The 17,803-nt window shown below is 60.0% G+C and carries 12 protein-coding genes and 2 pseudogenes; 7 read left to right on the top strand and 7 right to left on the bottom strand.

Annotation, left to right across the window (positions count from 1 at the left end):
* Positions 1-26: 26 nt before the first annotated feature.
* The gene (locus JFV26_RS10195; RefSeq protein WP_201191956.1) at positions 27-1,499 is read right to left on the bottom strand and encodes a site-specific integrase; all 1,473 of its coding nucleotides are present in this window, start codon (positions 1,497-1,499) and stop codon (positions 27-29) included.
* Positions 1,500-1,567: 68 nt separating this feature from the next.
* Entirely contained in the window at positions 1,568-4,069 is a 2,502-nt protein-coding gene (gene hrpB / locus JFV26_RS10190; RefSeq protein ID WP_201191954.1) for an ATP-dependent helicase HrpB, read from the bottom strand.
* 359 nt (positions 4,070-4,428) lie between these two features.
* On the opposite strand from hrpB, the gene JFV26_RS10185 reads away from it, so the two are divergent.
* Positions 4,429-4,848 (top strand): polyribonucleotide nucleotidyltransferase, encoded by a 420-nt coding sequence (locus JFV26_RS10185; protein ID WP_201191952.1) that lies wholly within the window; start codon positions 4,429-4,431, stop codon positions 4,846-4,848.
* 29 nt (positions 4,849-4,877) lie between these two features.
* A complete protein-coding gene (locus JFV26_RS10180) occupies positions 4,878-5,771 on the top strand; it encodes a cation diffusion facilitator family transporter (RefSeq protein ID WP_201191950.1) in 894 nt (297 codons plus the stop codon).
* On the opposite strand, the gene JFV26_RS10175 is transcribed toward JFV26_RS10180, so the two are convergent.
* Positions 5,768-6,841, bottom strand: coding sequence for a DUF6515 family protein (locus JFV26_RS10175; protein ID WP_201191948.1), 1,074 nt, complete (start codon positions 6,839-6,841; stop codon positions 5,768-5,770). The genes JFV26_RS10180 and JFV26_RS10175 overlap by 4 nt on opposite strands.
* Before the next feature lie 415 nt (positions 6,842-7,256).
* On the opposite strand from JFV26_RS10175, the gene JFV26_RS10170 reads away from it, so the two are divergent.
* Together JFV26_RS10170 and JFV26_RS10165 are read left to right on the top strand one after the other, a co-directional pair.
* The gene (locus JFV26_RS10170; protein WP_007937367.1) at positions 7,257-7,736 is read left to right on the top strand and encodes an Lrp/AsnC family transcriptional regulator; all 480 of its coding nucleotides are present in this window, start codon (positions 7,257-7,259) and stop codon (positions 7,734-7,736) included.
* 226 nt (positions 7,737-7,962) lie between these two features.
* Positions 7,963-8,169 (top strand): DUF2788 domain-containing protein, encoded by a 207-nt coding sequence (locus JFV26_RS10165; protein WP_201191946.1) that lies wholly within the window; start codon positions 7,963-7,965, stop codon positions 8,167-8,169.
* On the opposite strand, the gene JFV26_RS10160 is transcribed toward JFV26_RS10165, so the two are convergent.
* From JFV26_RS10160 to JFV26_RS10145, 4 genes and pseudogenes are all read right to left on the bottom strand, one after another.
* Positions 8,164-8,805 (bottom strand): pseudouridine synthase, encoded by a 642-nt coding sequence (locus JFV26_RS10160; RefSeq protein WP_242487788.1) that lies wholly within the window; start codon positions 8,803-8,805, stop codon positions 8,164-8,166. The genes JFV26_RS10165 and JFV26_RS10160 overlap by 6 nt on opposite strands.
* A gap of 68 nt (positions 8,806-8,873) precedes the next feature.
* Complete coding sequence (gene amn / locus JFV26_RS10155; protein ID WP_201191944.1) at positions 8,874-10,373, bottom strand: AMP nucleosidase; 1,500 nt, start codon at positions 10,371-10,373, stop codon at positions 8,874-8,876.
* Positions 10,374-10,490: 117 nt separating this feature from the next.
* Positions 10,491-12,139: pseudogene (locus JFV26_RS10150) on the bottom strand (acyl-CoA dehydrogenase family protein).
* Between the two features lie 71 nt (positions 12,140-12,210).
* Positions 12,211-14,594, bottom strand: a pseudogene (locus JFV26_RS10145) (7TM diverse intracellular signaling domain-containing protein).
* Between the two features lie 348 nt (positions 14,595-14,942).
* Between JFV26_RS10145 and JFV26_RS10140 the strand changes: the two are divergent.
* Genes JFV26_RS10140 through hemL form a run of 3 tightly spaced genes read left to right on the top strand, consistent with a single transcriptional unit; the run spans position 14,943 to position 17,697 of the window.
* On the top strand, positions 14,943-15,740 hold the full coding sequence (locus JFV26_RS10140; RefSeq protein ID WP_201191942.1) for a hydroxymethylpyrimidine/phosphomethylpyrimidine kinase: 798 nt from the start codon (positions 14,943-14,945) through the stop codon (positions 15,738-15,740).
* A gap of 32 nt (positions 15,741-15,772) precedes the next feature.
* Complete coding sequence (gene thiE, locus JFV26_RS10135; RefSeq protein WP_201191940.1) at positions 15,773-16,396, top strand: thiamine phosphate synthase; 624 nt, start codon at positions 15,773-15,775, stop codon at positions 16,394-16,396.
* A gap of 17 nt (positions 16,397-16,413) precedes the next feature.
* Positions 16,414-17,697: a glutamate-1-semialdehyde 2,1-aminomutase gene (gene hemL, locus JFV26_RS10130; protein WP_201191938.1), complete on the top strand. Its 1,284-nt coding sequence runs from the start codon at positions 16,414-16,416 to the stop codon at positions 17,695-17,697.
* Positions 17,698-17,803: the final 106 nt, after the last annotated feature.

The following is a 17,803-nucleotide window of genomic DNA, read 5'->3' as shown; positions in this document are numbered from 1 at the left end:
CGGGCCGATGCCCGTAACAGCGTAAATTATCGATCTTCCGCCTCCAAATTCAGCACTTCGTAGCTACCATTAAATAGATTTTTCTCCCACAGCTCTTGGGCCACTACTTTTTCCTGAGTCATTTTAAATAGCTTTAGATAATTCTCGGTAGTTTGCCTAGATTCATGATGCATTCGCTTTTGGATGAAGTCGATATCTTCACCCGGCTTCAGCAGTCCTTTTTGAACAAGTACCTGCAGGCGTTGATAGAATTGATAAGCAAATGTCGCTCGCAACCAGTGATATGAGAAATCCTTCGGAAAGACGCTGGAAGCTTTGTTAATTAATTTGCGTTTGATAGTATCGGTAACCTGCCCCGCCTGTGGTGACCTTACAATAGGATAGCGCGGGTCATTGACTGCCATGTAATAGCAGTTCCCTTGATCAGAGAGAAATAGATACATATCATCTTCATCCATGGTTACGCCTGGATGACTTGCCTCCAGTTCGGCCTTGAATTTTCCCCGCCGTTTCTTCATTAAGGGGCTTTCAGCAAGGGCGACCAGTTCGTCGGCGAGTTGCTTAGGGAAGTGTAGAATTTGCGCTTTGTCGAATTTTGTATCTATACCTGTCCGGGGGCCAGCATGCAATTTATACGCTCCGTCCCTGCCGAGCCGGTCTTCTGTAAATCCTTTAAGATGTTTTATGCGAATGGTCAACACGCTCTGCTTGCGGGCGCCCGTCATAAGTGCGGTAAGTAGGATCAACCGCTCAACTGAAGACCATTCATTTTCAGTATTTATAGTTTCCAGAAATACAGCCAACTCTAGATTGGAAAGCGGCCGAAGATCCTCGCCGTCTTCTCGCACGAAGCCTAATGGCACCGAACTAACAGGAGGGGTACGCCGCGTTTGGCTTCTCTTATCAGCTTCAACAACTTTTACCCCCTTACGAGTCTGCACTAAGATTCGGACCTGTTTGATCGTATCGACTCGTTTCATGTCAAGGGGATGCCAATTCTCGGACACGTACCGATAAAAATGGTAGACCGCAGCGGTATACTGATTAATTACTTGGTTGCTACGCGCGCCTTCATCAATCAGATGATAAAAATATTTATAGGTTGGTCGAAGTGGAGGCCTTGCACCTGAAAAATCCAGCCAGTCTAAATCGTTCTCCTCACAATATAAGAGATAATCAAGTAATTTACTGGCACGGCGTCGAACGTCATCCGTTCGTATATTTACCGAGGAGTTGTCCCGCATGAGACTCAGCAAATAATCATTTGACTCGTGCCAGGGGTCTCCGCTCGCATGAAATAAAAATGGAAAATTGAACAGATCACGAACACTTCCACTACCTGCTTCATCGAGTTGGAAAACGACTAGAGAATTGTCCCCTTCGATCTCCATTGCAGTCGCCCCAGGAGGTGCTTCGTTGACGTGTAGGCTGGCGAACGCGTCACGCAGGTGCGGGATGATAATCAGACGGCTTTCGTGACGTGGATTGGTGTAGGACATGGCTTCCCCTTAACGAAGGAGTCAGATCCTAGAGATTTCGAGATGTACTCACAACGTGAGCAGTCAAACTATTTTTTGTTAAGGGATTCAACCCAAGGATCAAGCTTATGGAATAGCTTCGGATAACGCCCCTTCAAGTCCTTCTTCACCTCGGCGTAGGTGCTGCGCCAGAAGTTCGCCAGATCCTGGGTCACCTGCACCGGCCGCCGCGCCGGGGACAGCAGGTGCAACTTGACCACTTGCCGGCCGCCAGCGATGCGCGGGGTCTCGGCCAGACCGAACAGTTCCTGCAAGCGCACCGCCAGAATCGGCGGCTGCTCGCTGTAATCCAGCCGGATCGATGAACCGGACGGCACGCTCAAATGATGCGGTGCCAGTTCATCCAGTCGTTGCGGCAACGGCCACGGCAACTGGTTATGGACGATGCTCGACAGGTCCAGATTGCCAAAATGACTGAGCCGCGAGACTTTGCCCAGGTACGGCATCAACCAGTGCTCAAGATTCTTGAGCAGCGCGGCGTCGCTGACATCCGGCCATTCACTTTCACCCTTGGCGCCAAGGTCCAGCTCGCGCAACAACGCCACCCGCGCCTGCCACTGACGCAGTTCCGGGGTCCACGGCAACAGTTCCAGACCTTTACGTCGCACCAGGTTGACCAACGCCTGGCTGCGGGCGGTTTCGTCGAGACCGGTCAAGGGCTCGCGACTGAGGATCAACTCGCCGACCTTGCGCTGACGCTCGGCCCGCAACACGCCTTCGCGTTCGTCCCAATCCAGTTGATCGACGCAGCGCACCTGCTCGGCCAGGACTGAATCGAACAACGCCGGATCGAAATCCGCCGCCAGATAAATCCGTTCTTCGCGCTGGCCCTGACGGCTACCCAGGTCGGCGATCACCAGCCAAGGCTGTTTCATCAAACTGTCGGCCTCGGCAAACAACGCCGCCCGGCCATTGGCCAGACGATACTCCGCGCCACCGGCCCGTCGCTGTTGCGCGACTCGATCCGGATAAGCCAGCGCCAACAGCGCACCGAGCCAACGCGGGTGATCGGGATCGCTGACCGGCTCCGAGGCTTTACCACGCAAGTAGCCGCGATACTGCCGTGCGAGTTGCCGGGCTCGTTGCACGCCACCCTGTGCACCGCGTGCGGCTCGTTCTTCGCCGGACAACAGCACCAGTCGGCTGTGCAGGTCCGCCCCGGCGCCGCGCAGGATATCCCGCTCGCCGAGCAGGGCCGCGACATCGCAGGCCATCTCGGCCAGGCCGAGCGCCTGTCCGCGCAACAGCAAATGCCCGATCCGCGGATGCGCCGGCAGTTCGGCCATGGCCTGGCCGTGTCGGGTCAGCGCTTCGCCGTCGAGTGCACCGAGGCGCTCCAGCAGATCCTGAGCCTGTGCATAAGCCGCTGCCGGCGGCACGTCGAGCCACACCAGTTGCCCAGGCTTTACGCCCCAACGCCCCAGTTGCAAGGCCAGCCCGGCAAGGTCCGCCGAGAGTATTTCCGCACTGGCGTAGGCCGCCAGTTGTTCATGCTGATCCTGCGACCACAGGCGATAACACACACCTGGCTCCAGCCGCCCGGCTCGGCCGGCGCGCTGGGTGGCGCTGGCGCGGGAGATGCGCTGGGTGTCGAGGCGAGTCATACCGCTGCCGGGGTCGAAACGCGGGACCCGCGCCAACCCGGCATCGATGACCACGCGCACGCCGTCGATGGTCAGGCTGGTCTCGGCGATGTTGGTGGCCAGCACCACTTTGCGAAAACCTGCAGGTGCCGGATCAATCGCGGCGCGTTGCGCGGCCAGGTCGAGTTCACCGTGCAACGGACAAAGCAAAACCTGCGCGCTCTCGCCCAAGGCATCCGCCAACTGTTGATGCACCCGACGGATTTCCGCCTGTCCCGGCAGGAACACCAGCACGCTGCCGGTTTCGTCGTTCAAGGCTTCGAGGATGGTTTGCACCAGGCGCGGCTCGATGAATTCACCGGGCTGGAACGGTCGGCCCCAGCGCATAGCCACCGGGTACATCCGCCCTTCGCTGCGCAGGATCGGCGCGTCATCGAGCAATCCGGCCAGACGCTCGCCTTCCAGAGTCGCGGACATCAAGAGGATTTTCAGCGGCTGGTCTTCGCGAAACAGCTCCCGGCCATTGAGGCTCAGGGCCAGCGCGAGATCGGCATCGAGACTACGCTCGTGGAACTCATCGAAGATCAGCAGACCGACGCCATCCAGCGCCGGGTCATCCTGCAAGCGCCGGGTGAGAATGCCTTCGGTGACCACTTCGATCCGGGTATTGGGGCCGACTTTGCTGTCCAGTCGAATGCGATAGCCAACGGTTTCACCGACCTTTTCGCCCAATTCACTGGCCAGGCGCTCTGCTGCCGCCCGCGCCGCCAACCGACGCGGTTCGAGCATCAGGATGGTCTGCCCGGCCAGCCACGGCTCGTGGAGCAAGGCCAACGGCACGCGGGTGGTTTTACCGGCGCCGGGCGGTGCTTCGAGCACGGCTTCGTGGCGTGTCGCCAAGGCTTCACGCAGGGCGGGTAAAACTTCATCAATCGGCAAAGAAATCATGCTGGCTCCCGGGCGTGCCCACAGTAAATTGCGAGTCACGTTGAAGCTGTGGGCGTGCCAGGCAAGGCTCGGGACGCGGGTAAGGGTCGTTTCCTTGCCAAGTCTCGCAACGCAGCATGGCGCGTCCACAGTTTCAGCCCGCAGGGCCGAACCCCGATAACATCCATCAGCCGTTACACGTTGTCGATCTGGAAAAAACAACATCAATCCTCAACTATCCCAATTGGGGTGAGACGCGGCCGCAATTTACTGTGGGCACGCCCTGCCGGCGCGAGTATAACGGCGAACTGCCAGGCGTTTGTCAGGGTCTTAATTCATACCGGCTACGCTTCGTTAAATGATGACTCAGGAGATTTCCCATGCGTGTTCCCTTTCGCCTGATTGGCGGTGTATTGGTCGCCACCCTGCTGACCCAGTTGACCGCCTGCGGTTCGATTTTCTACCCGGACCGTCGTGGGCAGATCGACGGCAAGGTCGACCCGGCCATCGCCGTCCTCGATGCCGTAGGTTTGCTGTTCTACATCATCCCCGGCCTGGTCGCATTTGCCGTGGACTTCGCCACTGGCGCGATTTACTTCGAGCCGGGCAAGACTGCTCAAGTGGCGCCGGAAAAACTCAAGGAAGCGATTGGTGCTGACGGCAAGGTCGATAACCACAAGCTGCAGACCATTCTCGAAACTGAACTGGGCCGCAGCTTCCCGCTGGACGATCCGCGCCTGATCCAGCACAAGGGCAGCACCCAGCAACTGGCCATGTTCGGCCTGCAACCCGCCGCGTAATTCGTGTACCTAAAGGAAAAGCCGTTCCCATGACCACCAGCCTTGAACACGCTCGCCTGCTGCGGTTGGCGACCCGCGCCTCCGTGGCTGTCGCCTGTACGCTGATTGTTGCCAAAGGCATTGCCTGGTGGCTGAGCGGTTCGGTGAGCATGCTCGCCGGGCTGACCGACTCGGCACTCGACGGCATCACCTCGCTGCTCAACTTGCTGGCGGTGCATTACGCCCTGCGCCCGGCCGATGACGACCATCGTTACGGCCACGGCAAGGCCGAATCACTCTCGGGCATGGCCCAGGCGCTGTTTATTGGTGGCAGTGCAGTGTTGATTGCGTTGCAGGCGATTGATCGGCTCAAACATCCGGAACCGGTCGGCGCACCGTGGCTCAGTATCGGGGTGATCGTCTTTTCCCTCGCGCTGACCCTGGCGTTGCTGATGCTGCAACATCGGGTGATCAAGGAAACCGGCTCCAACGCGGTGCGCGCTGATTCCCTGCATTACCGTTCGGACATGATGCTCAACGGCAGCATTCTGGTGGCGCTGGTGCTGGCCGGGTTCGGCTGGAATCAGCTCGATGCCTGGTTTGGCCTGGGGATTGCCGCGTACATCCTCTGGAGTGCGGTGCAGATCGCCCGGGAAAGTTTTGCGGTGCTGATGGATGAAGAGCTGCCGACGGATGTCAGCCAGCACATGCTTGAACTGGCTTGCGGGGTACCGGGCGTTCTGGGGGCGCACGACTTGCGCACGCGGATTTCCGGCAATCACTGGTTTGTGCAACTGCACCTGGAACTGCCGGGAGAGCTGACCCTGTCAGTCGCCCACGGCATCAGCGATCAAGCCGCCGATGCGATTCACGCCGCTTACCCGCGAGCCGAAGTGCTGGTGCACGCCGACCCGCAGGAAGTGGTCATGGCTGCCAAGGCTTAGAAGGACACCTGATAGCCGCGACTGCTCAGACAGTTACCCTCAGCCTGGCGGTAGGCTTGCACCACCGCCGGGTCGGGTTGGTAGGTCGCGGTCTGAGGGTTGAAACGACTCTGCTGCACGGCGTATTGAGCGCACTCGTAACCGTCCTGAGCGACCTGCTGCGGCGACTGGCCGTTGGCAGGATAAGCCGTCACGTCGATGCCATTGCTGGCCGGTTGCGGTTGCGGCGCGCCAACGGGCGGTTCGACCACGACATAATCCTGGGTGCTTTCTTCGTAGGCGTAGTAAGAACCCGCCGCGAGGAACAGCAGCGCCCCACCGATCCAGACTTCACGGGCGTAATCCGGCATGTAGTGCACACGAATCCCGCGAGGAGGCTGCACCACCACATAACGCGGACCTTGCGGGCGATACCAGTAGCCGCCGGAGAAGAAGTAATCCTGGCCGCGGTAAGGCACGCGGAAATTGCGATCAGGGAAGCGATCGATCATATGACCGGGACGATACTGCGGTCCCGGGCCCCAGCCATTACCATGCCCATCCGGGCGACCTTCCCAACGATGATCATTGGGATGCGAGCCCTGATTGCCGGCCTGCCAGTGCTGGTTGTTATCGTTGCGCCGCGGGATGTCCTGATGGTAACCACGCTGGGGTTCCTGGGTCTGGCGCACGGTGTCGGGCCGGCCCTGGATCGGCAGATTATTGGCCGGTGCTTGCGGTGGTCGGCCCTGCACGTTTTGAGGCTGGCGGTTTTGCCATTGGCCGCCGTTCTGGTTCTGCCCGTTGTGTTCGAACTGTCGGTTGTTCTCGCCCCGAATGACTTCGTTGTTCTGCGGCCGCGGCTGATTCTGCTGCGGAACGTTTTGCGGATGCGGCTGATTATTCTGTTGCGGGGTGTTCTGCGGGCGTGGCGGATTGTTGCCGCCATGGCCCTGGTCATTTCGCTCATGGTCCCGCCCGTGCGGTACGTTATCGGAACCATGATTTTGCGGCTCATCGGCGAGCGATTGCGCAGTGACACTGACACACAGCAAACCAACACCGGCCAAACGCCAGATGTGCGACTTCATGCTTTTCCTCACTGCGGGTTAGGGCCTGTACGTAAGACTGAAAAACCACAAGCCGGTTCTGCGACAGGTTATCAGTCGCGCAACTTATTTCGCAGGCAATAAAAAAGGGAGACCCGTCGGCCTCCCTTTGAGAACTTCGTCCGTGCTCAACGCTTATGACGTTGGCTCACCTCACGCCGTCTTCTGGACAGTGTGTAGCTCGGGGGCCGGCACATCCCCGGTGGGGGTGGCGGCCGCGGCTGGCCTGATTGGGCGAGCCGCTGTGGACTGTTTGTCCGAGCAGTGATTCTGTTAATAAGAATAGGCTTGGGCCGCCGGCAGAGGATTGCGAATATTGCTCAAATAAACATTACTTGCGCAATTTTTAACCCTGGATAGATAATCTTCCGCAATAGTTATGACAAAGGCCTGATTGATGAGCAAACTCGACCGATACGACCTGAGCATTTTGGCGGAATTGCAGCGTGACGCGCGCATCTCCAACCAGGAACTGGCCGAACGCATCGGCCTGTCGCCTTCACCGTGCTCGCGCCGGGTCAAACAGCTGGAAGACGACGGCTATATCTCCCGCCAGGTCGCCCTGTTGGACCGCAAGATGCTCGGCCTGAGCCTCACGGCCTATGTGTTGATTGGTATGGACCGGCACACGCCAGAGCGTTTTGAAAATTTCGAAGCGGCGATTCGGACACTGCCGCAGGTGCTGGAATGCAGCCTGGTGACGGGGATGGATGCCGACTATCAGCTCAAGGTGGTGGTGCCGGACATGGACCACTATCAGAAACTGTTGCTGGGGCATTTGACCCGGATTGAAGGCGTGACCAGTGTGCGGTCGAGTTTTGTGTTGAACCAGGTGTTGAACAGTACCGAGTTGCCGTTGACTCATTTGCGTAGCTGAGGACCGCATTTGTAGGAGCTGTCGAGTGAAACGAGGCTGCGATCTTTTGATCTGGCTCTTTAGAAGCAAAATCAAAAGATCGCAGCCTCGTTTTACTCGACAGCTCCACAGGAGTGAGCCGACAGACAAATGACTGTGGCACACCGACGCAGGTCAATGCCCAGCCATTCCTCATGGGCGTATACTTGCCCGGCCCTTTTTGGCCCGCCCGCGCTGGAGATGTTCGATGGATCCTGCAGTATTCGAAGAGTGGATGATGACCGGACTGGTCACCATCCTGATCATTTTCATGGGTTTCATCGTCTGGGATCTGGCGAAAAAATCCAAGGCCGGCAAGTTCGGCACCTTCATTCTGTTTTTCGTGCTGGGTCTGGGGATTCTCGCGTTCATCATCAAAAGCGTGGTCATCGCCTACATCGAAAGCTCGTCATAAACGCGCCGGCACTTCCTTCCACTGGCCTTGATCGAGCCCTTCGATCGTCCAGTCGCCAATTTTGACTCGCACCAGACGCAATGTCGGCAAGCCGACCGCCGCGGTCATGCGCCGCACCTGACGGTTGCGTCCTTCACGAATCACCAATTCGAGCCAACGGGTCGGCACGCTTTTGCGAAAACGCACTGGCGGATTGCGCGGCCACAGTTGCGGCTCTTCAAGCTGCCGCGCCTCAGCCGGCAAGGTCATGCCGTCGTTCAGTTCGACGCCATCGCGCAGACGCTGCAATTGCTCGTCGCTCGGCTCGCCCTCCACTTGTACCCAATAGGTCTTGGCCAGTTTATGTTTCGGGTCGGCGATCCGCGCCTGAAGCTGGCCGTCGTTGGTCAGCAGCAGCAAACCTTCGCTGTCGCGGTCCAGCCGTCCGGCCGGGTAGATCCCGGGAATCTCGATGAAATCCTTGAGCGTTGCCCGACCTTCGCCGTCGCTGAATTGCGTCAGCACATCGAACGGTTTATTGAACAGAATCAGTTTCGGCTCGGCCGGTGGCGCTTTGGCGACTCGGCGCGGGGCTGAAGGGGTTGGCGCAGGCTTCGCACCAGGACGGCGGGAAACGGGACGTTGAGGACGGGACATGGGGAAAGGAGCATCTAACGGTCAGGGCTCACTATGCTAGTGGCCTGACCGCTAAATGACCATGACTGTTAGCGGAACGGTGGCTCGTCGAAGCTGCGCAGTTTGCGCGAGTGCAACGAGTTGAGTTCGGTGCGCAACAGGTCTACCGCCTCGATGCCGATTTTCAGGTGCTGGCTGACCGCGCGCTCATAGAAGGCGTTCGCCGAACCCGGCAGCTTGATTTCGCTGTGCAAAGGTTTGTCCGAGACACAGAGCAACGTGCCATACGGCACCCGCAAACGATAACCTTGCGCGGCGATGGTGCCGCTTTCCATGTCCACCGCCACGGCACGGGACAGATTGATCAACGGACGTTCCTGAGCCCAGCGCAGCTCCCAGTTTCGGTCGTCGTAGGTCAGCACCGTGCCGGTGCGCAGGCGTTTTTTCAGCTCGTCGCCCTTCTCGCCAGTGATGTTGGCCGCTGCTTGCTGCAACGCCATCTGCACTTCAGCCAGGGCCGGGATCGGGATGTTCGGCGGCACAACCCGGTCGAGAATCCCGTCACGGCGCATGTAGGCGTGGGCCAGCACATAGTCGCCAATGGTCTGCGACTGACGCAGACCGCCGCAGTGGCCGATCATCAGCCAGCAATGTGGACGCAGCACCGCCAGGTGGTCGGTTATGTTCTTGGCGTTGGACGGGCCGACGCCAATGTTCACCAGGGTCACGCCGTGGCCATCGCTGGCGATCAGGTGATAAGCCGGCATCTGATAACGATGCCAGACCACGCCCGCCGCAATCGCGGACGCTTCGCCGTGGTCCATGCTCTTTTCAATGATCACGTTGCCCGGCAAGACCATGCGCACAAAACGCGGGTCGCTGCGCAACTGTTCCAGACCATGGACGATGAACTGGTCGACGTAACGGTGGTAGTTGGTCAGCAGGATCCACGGCTGCACATGCCGCCAGTCGCTGCCGGTGTAATGCACCAGTCGGCGCAGGGAGAAGTCCACCCGCGCCGCATCGAACAGCGCCAGCGGTAGCGGATCGGTGTTTTCCCAGTCGTACAAGCCATCGGCGATGCCATCGGTGGCGGCAGACAGGTCAGTACTCGGGAACACCCGAGCCAGCGTGGCGGCGGTAACGCCGGAGCCGGCCAGCTCGTCGCCCTGCTCGACCACGTACGGATATGGAATGTTCTGCTGGCTGACGCCGACTTCTACCGTGACGGTGAAGTCGTGCATCAACGGCACCAGCTGTTCCAGCAGGTATTTACGGAACGCCGCCGGATGGGTGACGGTGACGCTGTAGGTCCCCGGCAACTGAACCTTGGCATAGGCGCGAGTGGTCTGTGGGACTTCGCCCTGGCAGAGGTAGGTCAGGCGCAGTTCGGGATAACGAAACATCGCACGCTGTTCGGCGTCCGGTTCGACACGATCCTTGAGGTAACGCTTGAGTGCCTGGCTCAGCGCAGAAGTCGCCTGCTCATGCAGGGCGGCGAGCCGGTCAACGGCTTGTTCGGCGGTTTGAACAACAATAAACGCTTCGGTCACGATCAGCTTCCTGTGTTCTGACTTGCAGACCTTCATCTTGCCTGCATCGTCGTCTGACGGGAACCGCAAAAAAAGATCGCAGCCTTCGCCAGCTCCTACAGGAGAACGGCGAACCCATGTAGGAGCTGCCGAAGGCTGCGATCTTTTCGCCCCTCAAAAACCTTGAGGGGTCGACCGGGCGACTATTGCTTCAACATCCAGCCCCCGCGGCAACGCGCCATATACCCGCCCGGCCGAACCCAGCCGGCTGGCAATAAACCCATCGCTGACCGCCGCATTCCCCGCCTCCAGCAACAACTTGGCCTGAAGCCCCAGCGCGATATCCTCGGTCAACTGCCGGGCCCGGTATTGGATGTCGCTGGCGTCCTTGAACGCCGCCTGCAACTGGCTTATGTGCGCAGCCAGACGTTTGTCGCCGTGACCATCGCCCAATTCGCTGAACAGCACGTCCAGCACCCCCGGCTCTTTCGACAAGGCCCGCAGCACATCGAGGCACTGCACGTTGCCGGAGCCTTCCCATGTCGAGTTGACCGGCGCCTCACGGTACAGGCGCGGCAGGATGCTTTCCTCGACATAACCGGCGCCGCCCATGCATTCGGCGGCTTCGTTGATCATCCCGGCGCACGCTTGCAGATCCAGTACTTGCCCACCGCTGTCACCAGCCGGGCAAATTTTGCTTCATGGCTGTCATCCAGATGATCCAGCGCCTTGCCCATGCGCAGGCTGAGCGCGAGGGCGGCTTCGCTTTCCAGCGCCAGGTCGGCCAGGACATTTTGCATCAACGGTTGTTCGCTGAGCAGCTTGCCGCCGACCGTACGGTGGGCGCAGTGATGGCTGGCCTGGGTCAGCGCCTGGCGCATCAGCGCGCTGGAGCCGACCATGCAATCGAAGCGGGTCATGGCGACCATTTCGATGATGGTCGGCACCCCCCGGCCTTCTTCGCCGACCATCCATGCCAGCGCGCCACGAAACTCCACCTCGCTGGAGGCGTTGGAGCAATTGCCGAGTTTGTTTTTCAGGCGCTGGATGTAGAACTGATTGCGTGTGTCGTCCGGGCGATGGCGTGGCAACAGGAAACAGGTCAAGCCCTTGTCGGTCTGGGCCAGGGTCAGGAACGCATCGCACATCGGCGCCGAACAGAACCACTTGTGGCCCACCAGCTCATACGCCTGGCCCGGACCGCTGGCACCCACCGGATAGGCCTTGGTGGTGTTGGCCCGCACATCGGTACCGCCCTGTTTCTCGGTCATGGCCATGCCGATGGTGACGCCGGCCTTGTGGGCCACGCCAACATTGCTCGGGTCATATTCGGTGGCGAGGATTTTCGGCAGCCACTGCCTGGCCAAATCTGGTTGCAGGCGCATCGCCGGCACACTGGCGAACGTCATGGTCAGCGGACAACCACTGCCGGCCTCGGCCTGGCTGTGCAGGTAACTCATGGCAGCGCGGGCAACGTGCGCACCGGATTGCGGATCGGTCCAGGGCGACGAGGTCAAACCGTGCTCGACCGCCGTGCGCATCAGTTCGTGATAGGCCGGGTGAAACTCCACCAGGTCAATGCGATGACCATATCGGTCATGGCTGACAAACACCGGTTTGTTCTGATTGGCCAGGAACCCCGCTTCCATCAGCGGCCCGCCGGCCAGTGCGCCGTAAGCGTCGATCCGCGACTCGGCCCAGCCGGCCCCAAAACGCCGCGACCACTCCTGCAACGGCAGGTCGATGCGGTACAGGTTGGTGCCGTCCAGCGACGGCGGCTGGTTGGTGACTTCGTGGGTTTCGGCGAACTGATGCAGGTTCATGACGGGGCTCCTTTGGTCAGCCAGGATTTCAGTTAAGCACCGCCCCCGGCTGAACAAAGTGTCATACCCGCCTAAATGTCGGCGCTTTCACCTTGTTTCGGACAAAGCACCCGACGGTAAAGCGCTGCCTGCAAGTCCTCGAATTTCACCGGTTTGCTCAGGTAATCAATCACAGCGCCGTTCGGGCAGCGTTCCCGATCAACGCTCAAGGCCACCATGAACACCGGCAATTCGTCGCAGCCCGGCAAGGCACGGATCTGGCAGCAAAGCGATGCGCCGTCCTGAGCCGGCAACTGACAATCGAGCACCACGGCATCAAAGGTTTCACGCTGCAAATGGTCGAGTGCAGCCACGCTGCTGTCGGCGGATCGCACCCGGAACCCAAGCTTGAGCAACATGCCGCGCATCACCAATTGATTGATGCTGTTGTCATCGACCAGCAGCACCGTGCAATCCTGAGGCAGGCGCAAACGCGGGAAGTCCCGCGGCATCAAAGGCACAGGCGTGCGTTCCACCACGGGCAACTCGACTTCGACGTCCAACTGGAAGCGACTGCCGCGCCTCGGCTCGGAACGGTGGGTCAGGCGCCCACCGAGCAATTCGACCAGTTGCCGACAGATCGCCAGGCCAACACCCAGGCCACCGTATTCGCGGGTCATGGAGCCGTCGAGCTGGAAGAAACGCTGATACAGCGTCGCCTCCCCAGATCGGTAAAGCCAATCCCGGTGTCGATCACCGCAAAGGACAGGGCCAGCCGCCCCTGATCCGTCGTCTTGCCCGTCACCCGCAGCGCCACCCCGCCGACCCGAGTGAACTTGATCGCGTTGTCCAGCAGGCACTCCAGGCATTGCGCCAGTTTGCTACTGTCGCCGAGCAGGCGGTCAGGCAGCCCCGGCGTCACCTCGACTTTAAAGTCCAGCGATTTGCTCGACGCATTGCCCTCGAACTGGGTGCGCAAGGTCTCGATCACGCCGCGCAAGCTGAAGGTATCCGGGTAAACCTTGAGTTTGCCGGCCTGCAACTCGGTCAGGGTGAGGATGCCGTTGACCATGCGCATCATGTCCCGCGCCGAACCGGCGGCGGTTTGCTGGTATTGCTCCAGCTCCGGGTCCATCTCGACGGTTTGCATCAACTCCAGCGAACCGATCACCCCGTTCATGGGCGTGCGCAATTCGTGGGTCAGGGTCGCGAGAAACTCGTCCTTGAGCTTGTTACTGCGGGCCAGTTGCTGGTTGAGCACTTCAAGCTTCTGCCCGGCATCGACCAGGGTTTGCGCTTGCTGTTCGCGCATGGCGTTGATCCGATCGGCCAGCGCCAGGGACAGCAGCGCCACTTCGATGGCCGAACCGATCTGGCTGGCGTACATGGTCAGGAATGTATTTGGCAGGTAACCCAGCACCATCAGCGTATTGATGACGCCGCCGAGCAAAAACGCCGACCAGGCAATGATGAAGTAGCGCGCTACACGCAGGCCACGCACCCAAGCGAAGATCCCTGCGGCAAAAATCACCACGGTAAACAGCAGCGCCAGGGTCGTCGCCAGGCGCAGGGCCAGGGCGTAACTGGTCATCAGCGACAACCCGACCACCACCGCCCCAAACACAATCAACCCCAACAGCAGGCGGTCCAGCCAGCGACTGTGTTTGGCGGTTTGCAGGAAGCTGCGGGCGAACTGGCTGCCGAACAGCCCCGCGCAACCGATGAAAAACGGCGTCGCTGCGTTGGCCCACCAGGGATTGTTCGGCCAGAAATATTCCACCGCCGCGCCATTCACTGACAGCTGGTAAAAACCAAACGAAGCTATATAGAAGATGTAATAGAGGTAACTGGTGTCGCGCACGCTGAGAAAGATGAACAGGTTGTAGACCACCATCCCCAGCAACACACCGTAGATCAGGCCCAACACATACAGGCGCAAGGGCTGCTCTTCGAGGTACGCGGTGCTCGACCACAACGTCACGGGCGCCTGGATCGAGCCTTCGCTTTGCAGGCGCAGATACGCCGTTTGCGCTTGCTCGGGTTTGAAATCCAGACTGAACAGATAGTTGTTTTGACGGATCTCGCGACTGTCGAACGGAAGTTGATCCCCGGTGCGTCGAATCAACTGATACACGCCCGAGGCATCCGGCAGGTACAAATCAAGGTGATCAAGGGGCGGATAAGCCAGTTCCAGCAGCCAGGTGCGTTGCGCGTCCCGGTTGGTCGGGCGGTACTGCAGGTCGATTTTCAGCCAGAACACCGAGCGCGAGTACCCGGCGTTGAGGGTGGCCTTATCGTGGGTTTTGAAGTTTCCGGCGGCGGCTTGTGCACGGACGTCGGCAATGGTCGCCTGACCGCCCGCGTCTTCGTACACCTGCATGGTTCGACCCAGGGGAAGGCTCTGGGTGAATTCGTCAAATTCAACAGCGCTCGCCAGGAGGGGCAAGCACAACAGCAACATCAGCAAATAGCGCATTTAAGCCCCAGCGTGGCCTGTCCGGTTGTGTCAGGAAGCCCCCATTCCTTTTGAGTAGACGTAAAACCGGTATTACCTGTTATTGGTTTGGATCCACTCTAGCATAGCCGTTGGTGGCCATTGAGCACCATTGAAATTTTTCCTGCAGAGGCTCTAGAACGGGCGTTTCAGCGCTATGCATTGAGCTAGAGCTGTTTGCCTGGTCAGAGTGTTACAAAAAGATCGCAGCCTTCGGCAGCTCCTACGGTTTTGGATCTGCTCACGGTCTCTGTAGGAGCTGGCGAAGCCTGCGATCTTTTGATCTTCCCGAGATCGAAAAAAACCTCTTTGGTGGTAAGCTCGCGCACCATGAATATCTACAGCTCTCGCCCCGTTGTCCTCTGTCTCTCCGGCCACGACCCAAGTGGTGGCGCCGGCTTGCAGGCAGATATTGAAGCCCTGCTCGCTCAGGGTTGTCATGCGGCCCCGGCCGTCACCGCCCTGACCGTGCAAGACACGGTTAACGTCACTGACTTTCGCGTCCTCGACCGTGAGTGGGTGTTGGCCCAGGCCAACGCCGTGCTCAACGACTCCGAAGTCGCGGCCGTGAAACTGGGCATGCTCGGCTCCCTGGAAATGGTCGACACCGTGGTCGAACTGCTCTCGGCGCACCCGCACTTGCCGGTGGTCTGTGACCCGGTGCTGCGCGCCGGTGGCGGCGGACGCCTGGGCAAGGACGAAGTCGGCTACGCCATGCGCGAACGGCTGCTGCCGCTCTCGATCATCGCCACCCCTAACCTTCCCGAAGCCCGCATCCTCGCCGAACTGCCCGAAGGCACCGCGGACGAGTGCGCTGAAAAGCTCCTGCCCTTCGTCAAACACCTGCTGATCACCGGCGGTCATGGCGACGAACACGAAATCCACAATCGCCTGTACAGCCGCGACGGTCGCCGCGAAACCTTCACCTGCCAGCGTTTGCCCGGCAATTATCACGGTTCCGGCTGCACCCTGGCCAGCGCCTTGGCCGGCCGTCTGGCCCAGGGCGAAAACCTCGTCAGCGCCGTACAGACCGCGCTTAACTACACATGGCGCACCCTGCGTGATGCCGAACAACTGGGCAAGGGCCAGTTCGTGCCGCGCCGCCTGCCGCTGGATTTCTGTTCGTAACTTTCAATGCGTAAAGCGCAGAGGCTTGTCCGATGAAACTACGTGGCCTGTACGCCATTACCGACAGCCAGTTGCTGGCCGGTAAATTTCTCGAGTACGTGGAGGCGGCGCTGGAAGGCGGCGTCACCCTGCTGCAGTATCGCGACAAGAGCAGCGACGAGGCCCGCCGTCTGCGCGAAGCCGAAGCCCTGCGCGACTTGTGTGACCGCTACAAAACCCAGCTGATCATCAACGACGACGCCGAGCTGGCCGCACGCCTGAACGTCGGCGTGCACCTGGGCCAGACCGATGGCCCGCTGACCCCGGCCCGCGCGTTGCTCGGTCGCCAGGCCATCATCGGTTCGACCTGCCACGCGCAACTCGAACTCGCCGAGCAAGCAGCAAAGGAAGGCGCCAGTTACGTTGCCTTCGGCCGCTTCTTCAACTCCAACACCAAACCCGGTGCACCGACCTGCAGCCTCGACCTGCTCGACCAGGCCCGCAGCAAACTGCACCTGCCGATTTGCGCGATTGGCGGCATTACCCTGGAAAACGCTGCGCCGCTGGTGGCCCACGGGGTCGATCTGCTGGCGGTGGTCCATGGCCTGTTCGGCGCCGAGAGCACGGTTGACGTGACCCGCCGCGCCCGCGCCTTTAACGAATTGTTCAAATCCTGATGTTTGAGAGCCCGATCATGTCTCGTTCCGAAACCCTGTTTGCCAATGCCCAGAAACACATTCCCGGTGGCGTGAACTCGCCAGTCCGCGCGTTCAAGAGCGTTGGCGGTACGCCGTTGTTCTTCAAACACGCAGAAGGCGCCTACGTCACCGACGAAGACGACAAGCGTTATGTGGATTACGTCGGTTCCTGGGGGCCGATGATTCTCGGCCACAGCCACCCGGACGTGCTGGACGCAGTGCGTAAACAGCTGGAACACGGTCTGTCCTACGGCGCCCCGACCGCGATGGAAACCGAGATGGCTGACCTGGTCTGCTCGATCGTGCCGTCGATGGAAATGGTGCGCATGGTCAGCTCCGGCACCGAAGCGACCATGAGTGCGATTCGCCTGGCCCGTGGTTTCACCGGCCGCGACGACATCATCAAGTTCGAAGGCTGCTACCACGGTCACTCCGACAGCCTGCTGGTCAAGGCCGGTTCCGGCCTGCTGACCCAAGGCGTACCGAGCTCCGCCGGTGTGCCGGCAGACTTTGCCAAACACACCCTGACCCTGCCGTTCAACGACATCGACGCCGTGGAAACCATGCTCGCCGAAGTCGGCCAGAACGTGGCCTGCATCATCGTCGAGCCAGTGGCCGGCAACATGAACTGCGTGCCACCGGCGCCGGGTTTCCTCGAAGGCCTGCGTACGTTGTGCGACAAGCACGGCGTGGTGCTGATCTTCGATGAAGTGATGACCGGTTTTCGTGTTGCCCTCGGCGGTGCCCAGGCGCACTTCGGCGTGACGCCGGACCTGAGCACCTTCGGCAAGATCATCGGTGGCGGCATGCCGGTTGGCTGCTTCGGCGGCAGGCGCGAAATCATGTCGCACATCGCTCCACTGGGCCCGGTGTATCAGGCAGGCACCTTGTCGGGTAACCCGCTGGCCATGGCTGCCGGCCTGACCACCCTGCGCCTGATCAGCCGTCCGGGTTTCCACGCCGAGCTGAGCGACTACACCAGCCGCCTGCTCGATGGCCTGCAACAGCGTGCCGATGCTGCAGGCATTCCATTCGTAACCACTCAGGCTGGCGGCATGTTCGGCCTGTACTTCAGCGGCGCTGACGACATCGTCACTTTCGATGACGTGATGTCCAGCGACGCCAATCTGTTCAAACGCTTCTTCCACCTGATGCTGGAAGGTGGCGTGTACCTGGCGCCGAGTGCCTTCGAAGCCGGTTTCACCTCGATCGCTCACGGTGAAACCGAGTTGAAACTGACGCTGGATGCCGCCGAGCGTGCTTTCGCCGCACTGAAATAACGCTGTGCCGCTGACGTTGGCGATTGCCAGCGTCAGCTTTTACCTACATTCCTGCCTCTTTTCCTGCTCTTGTGCCAATAATCTCCCGCAAAGTGGGCGATATATT

It is taken from the genome of Pseudomonas sp. TH31 (assembly GCF_016650815.1).
GTDB lineage: Bacteria > Pseudomonadota > Gammaproteobacteria > Pseudomonadales > Pseudomonadaceae > Aquipseudomonas.
Note: the sequence above shows the minus strand (reverse complement) of the source record. Positions and strands in the feature narration are given on the sequence as shown.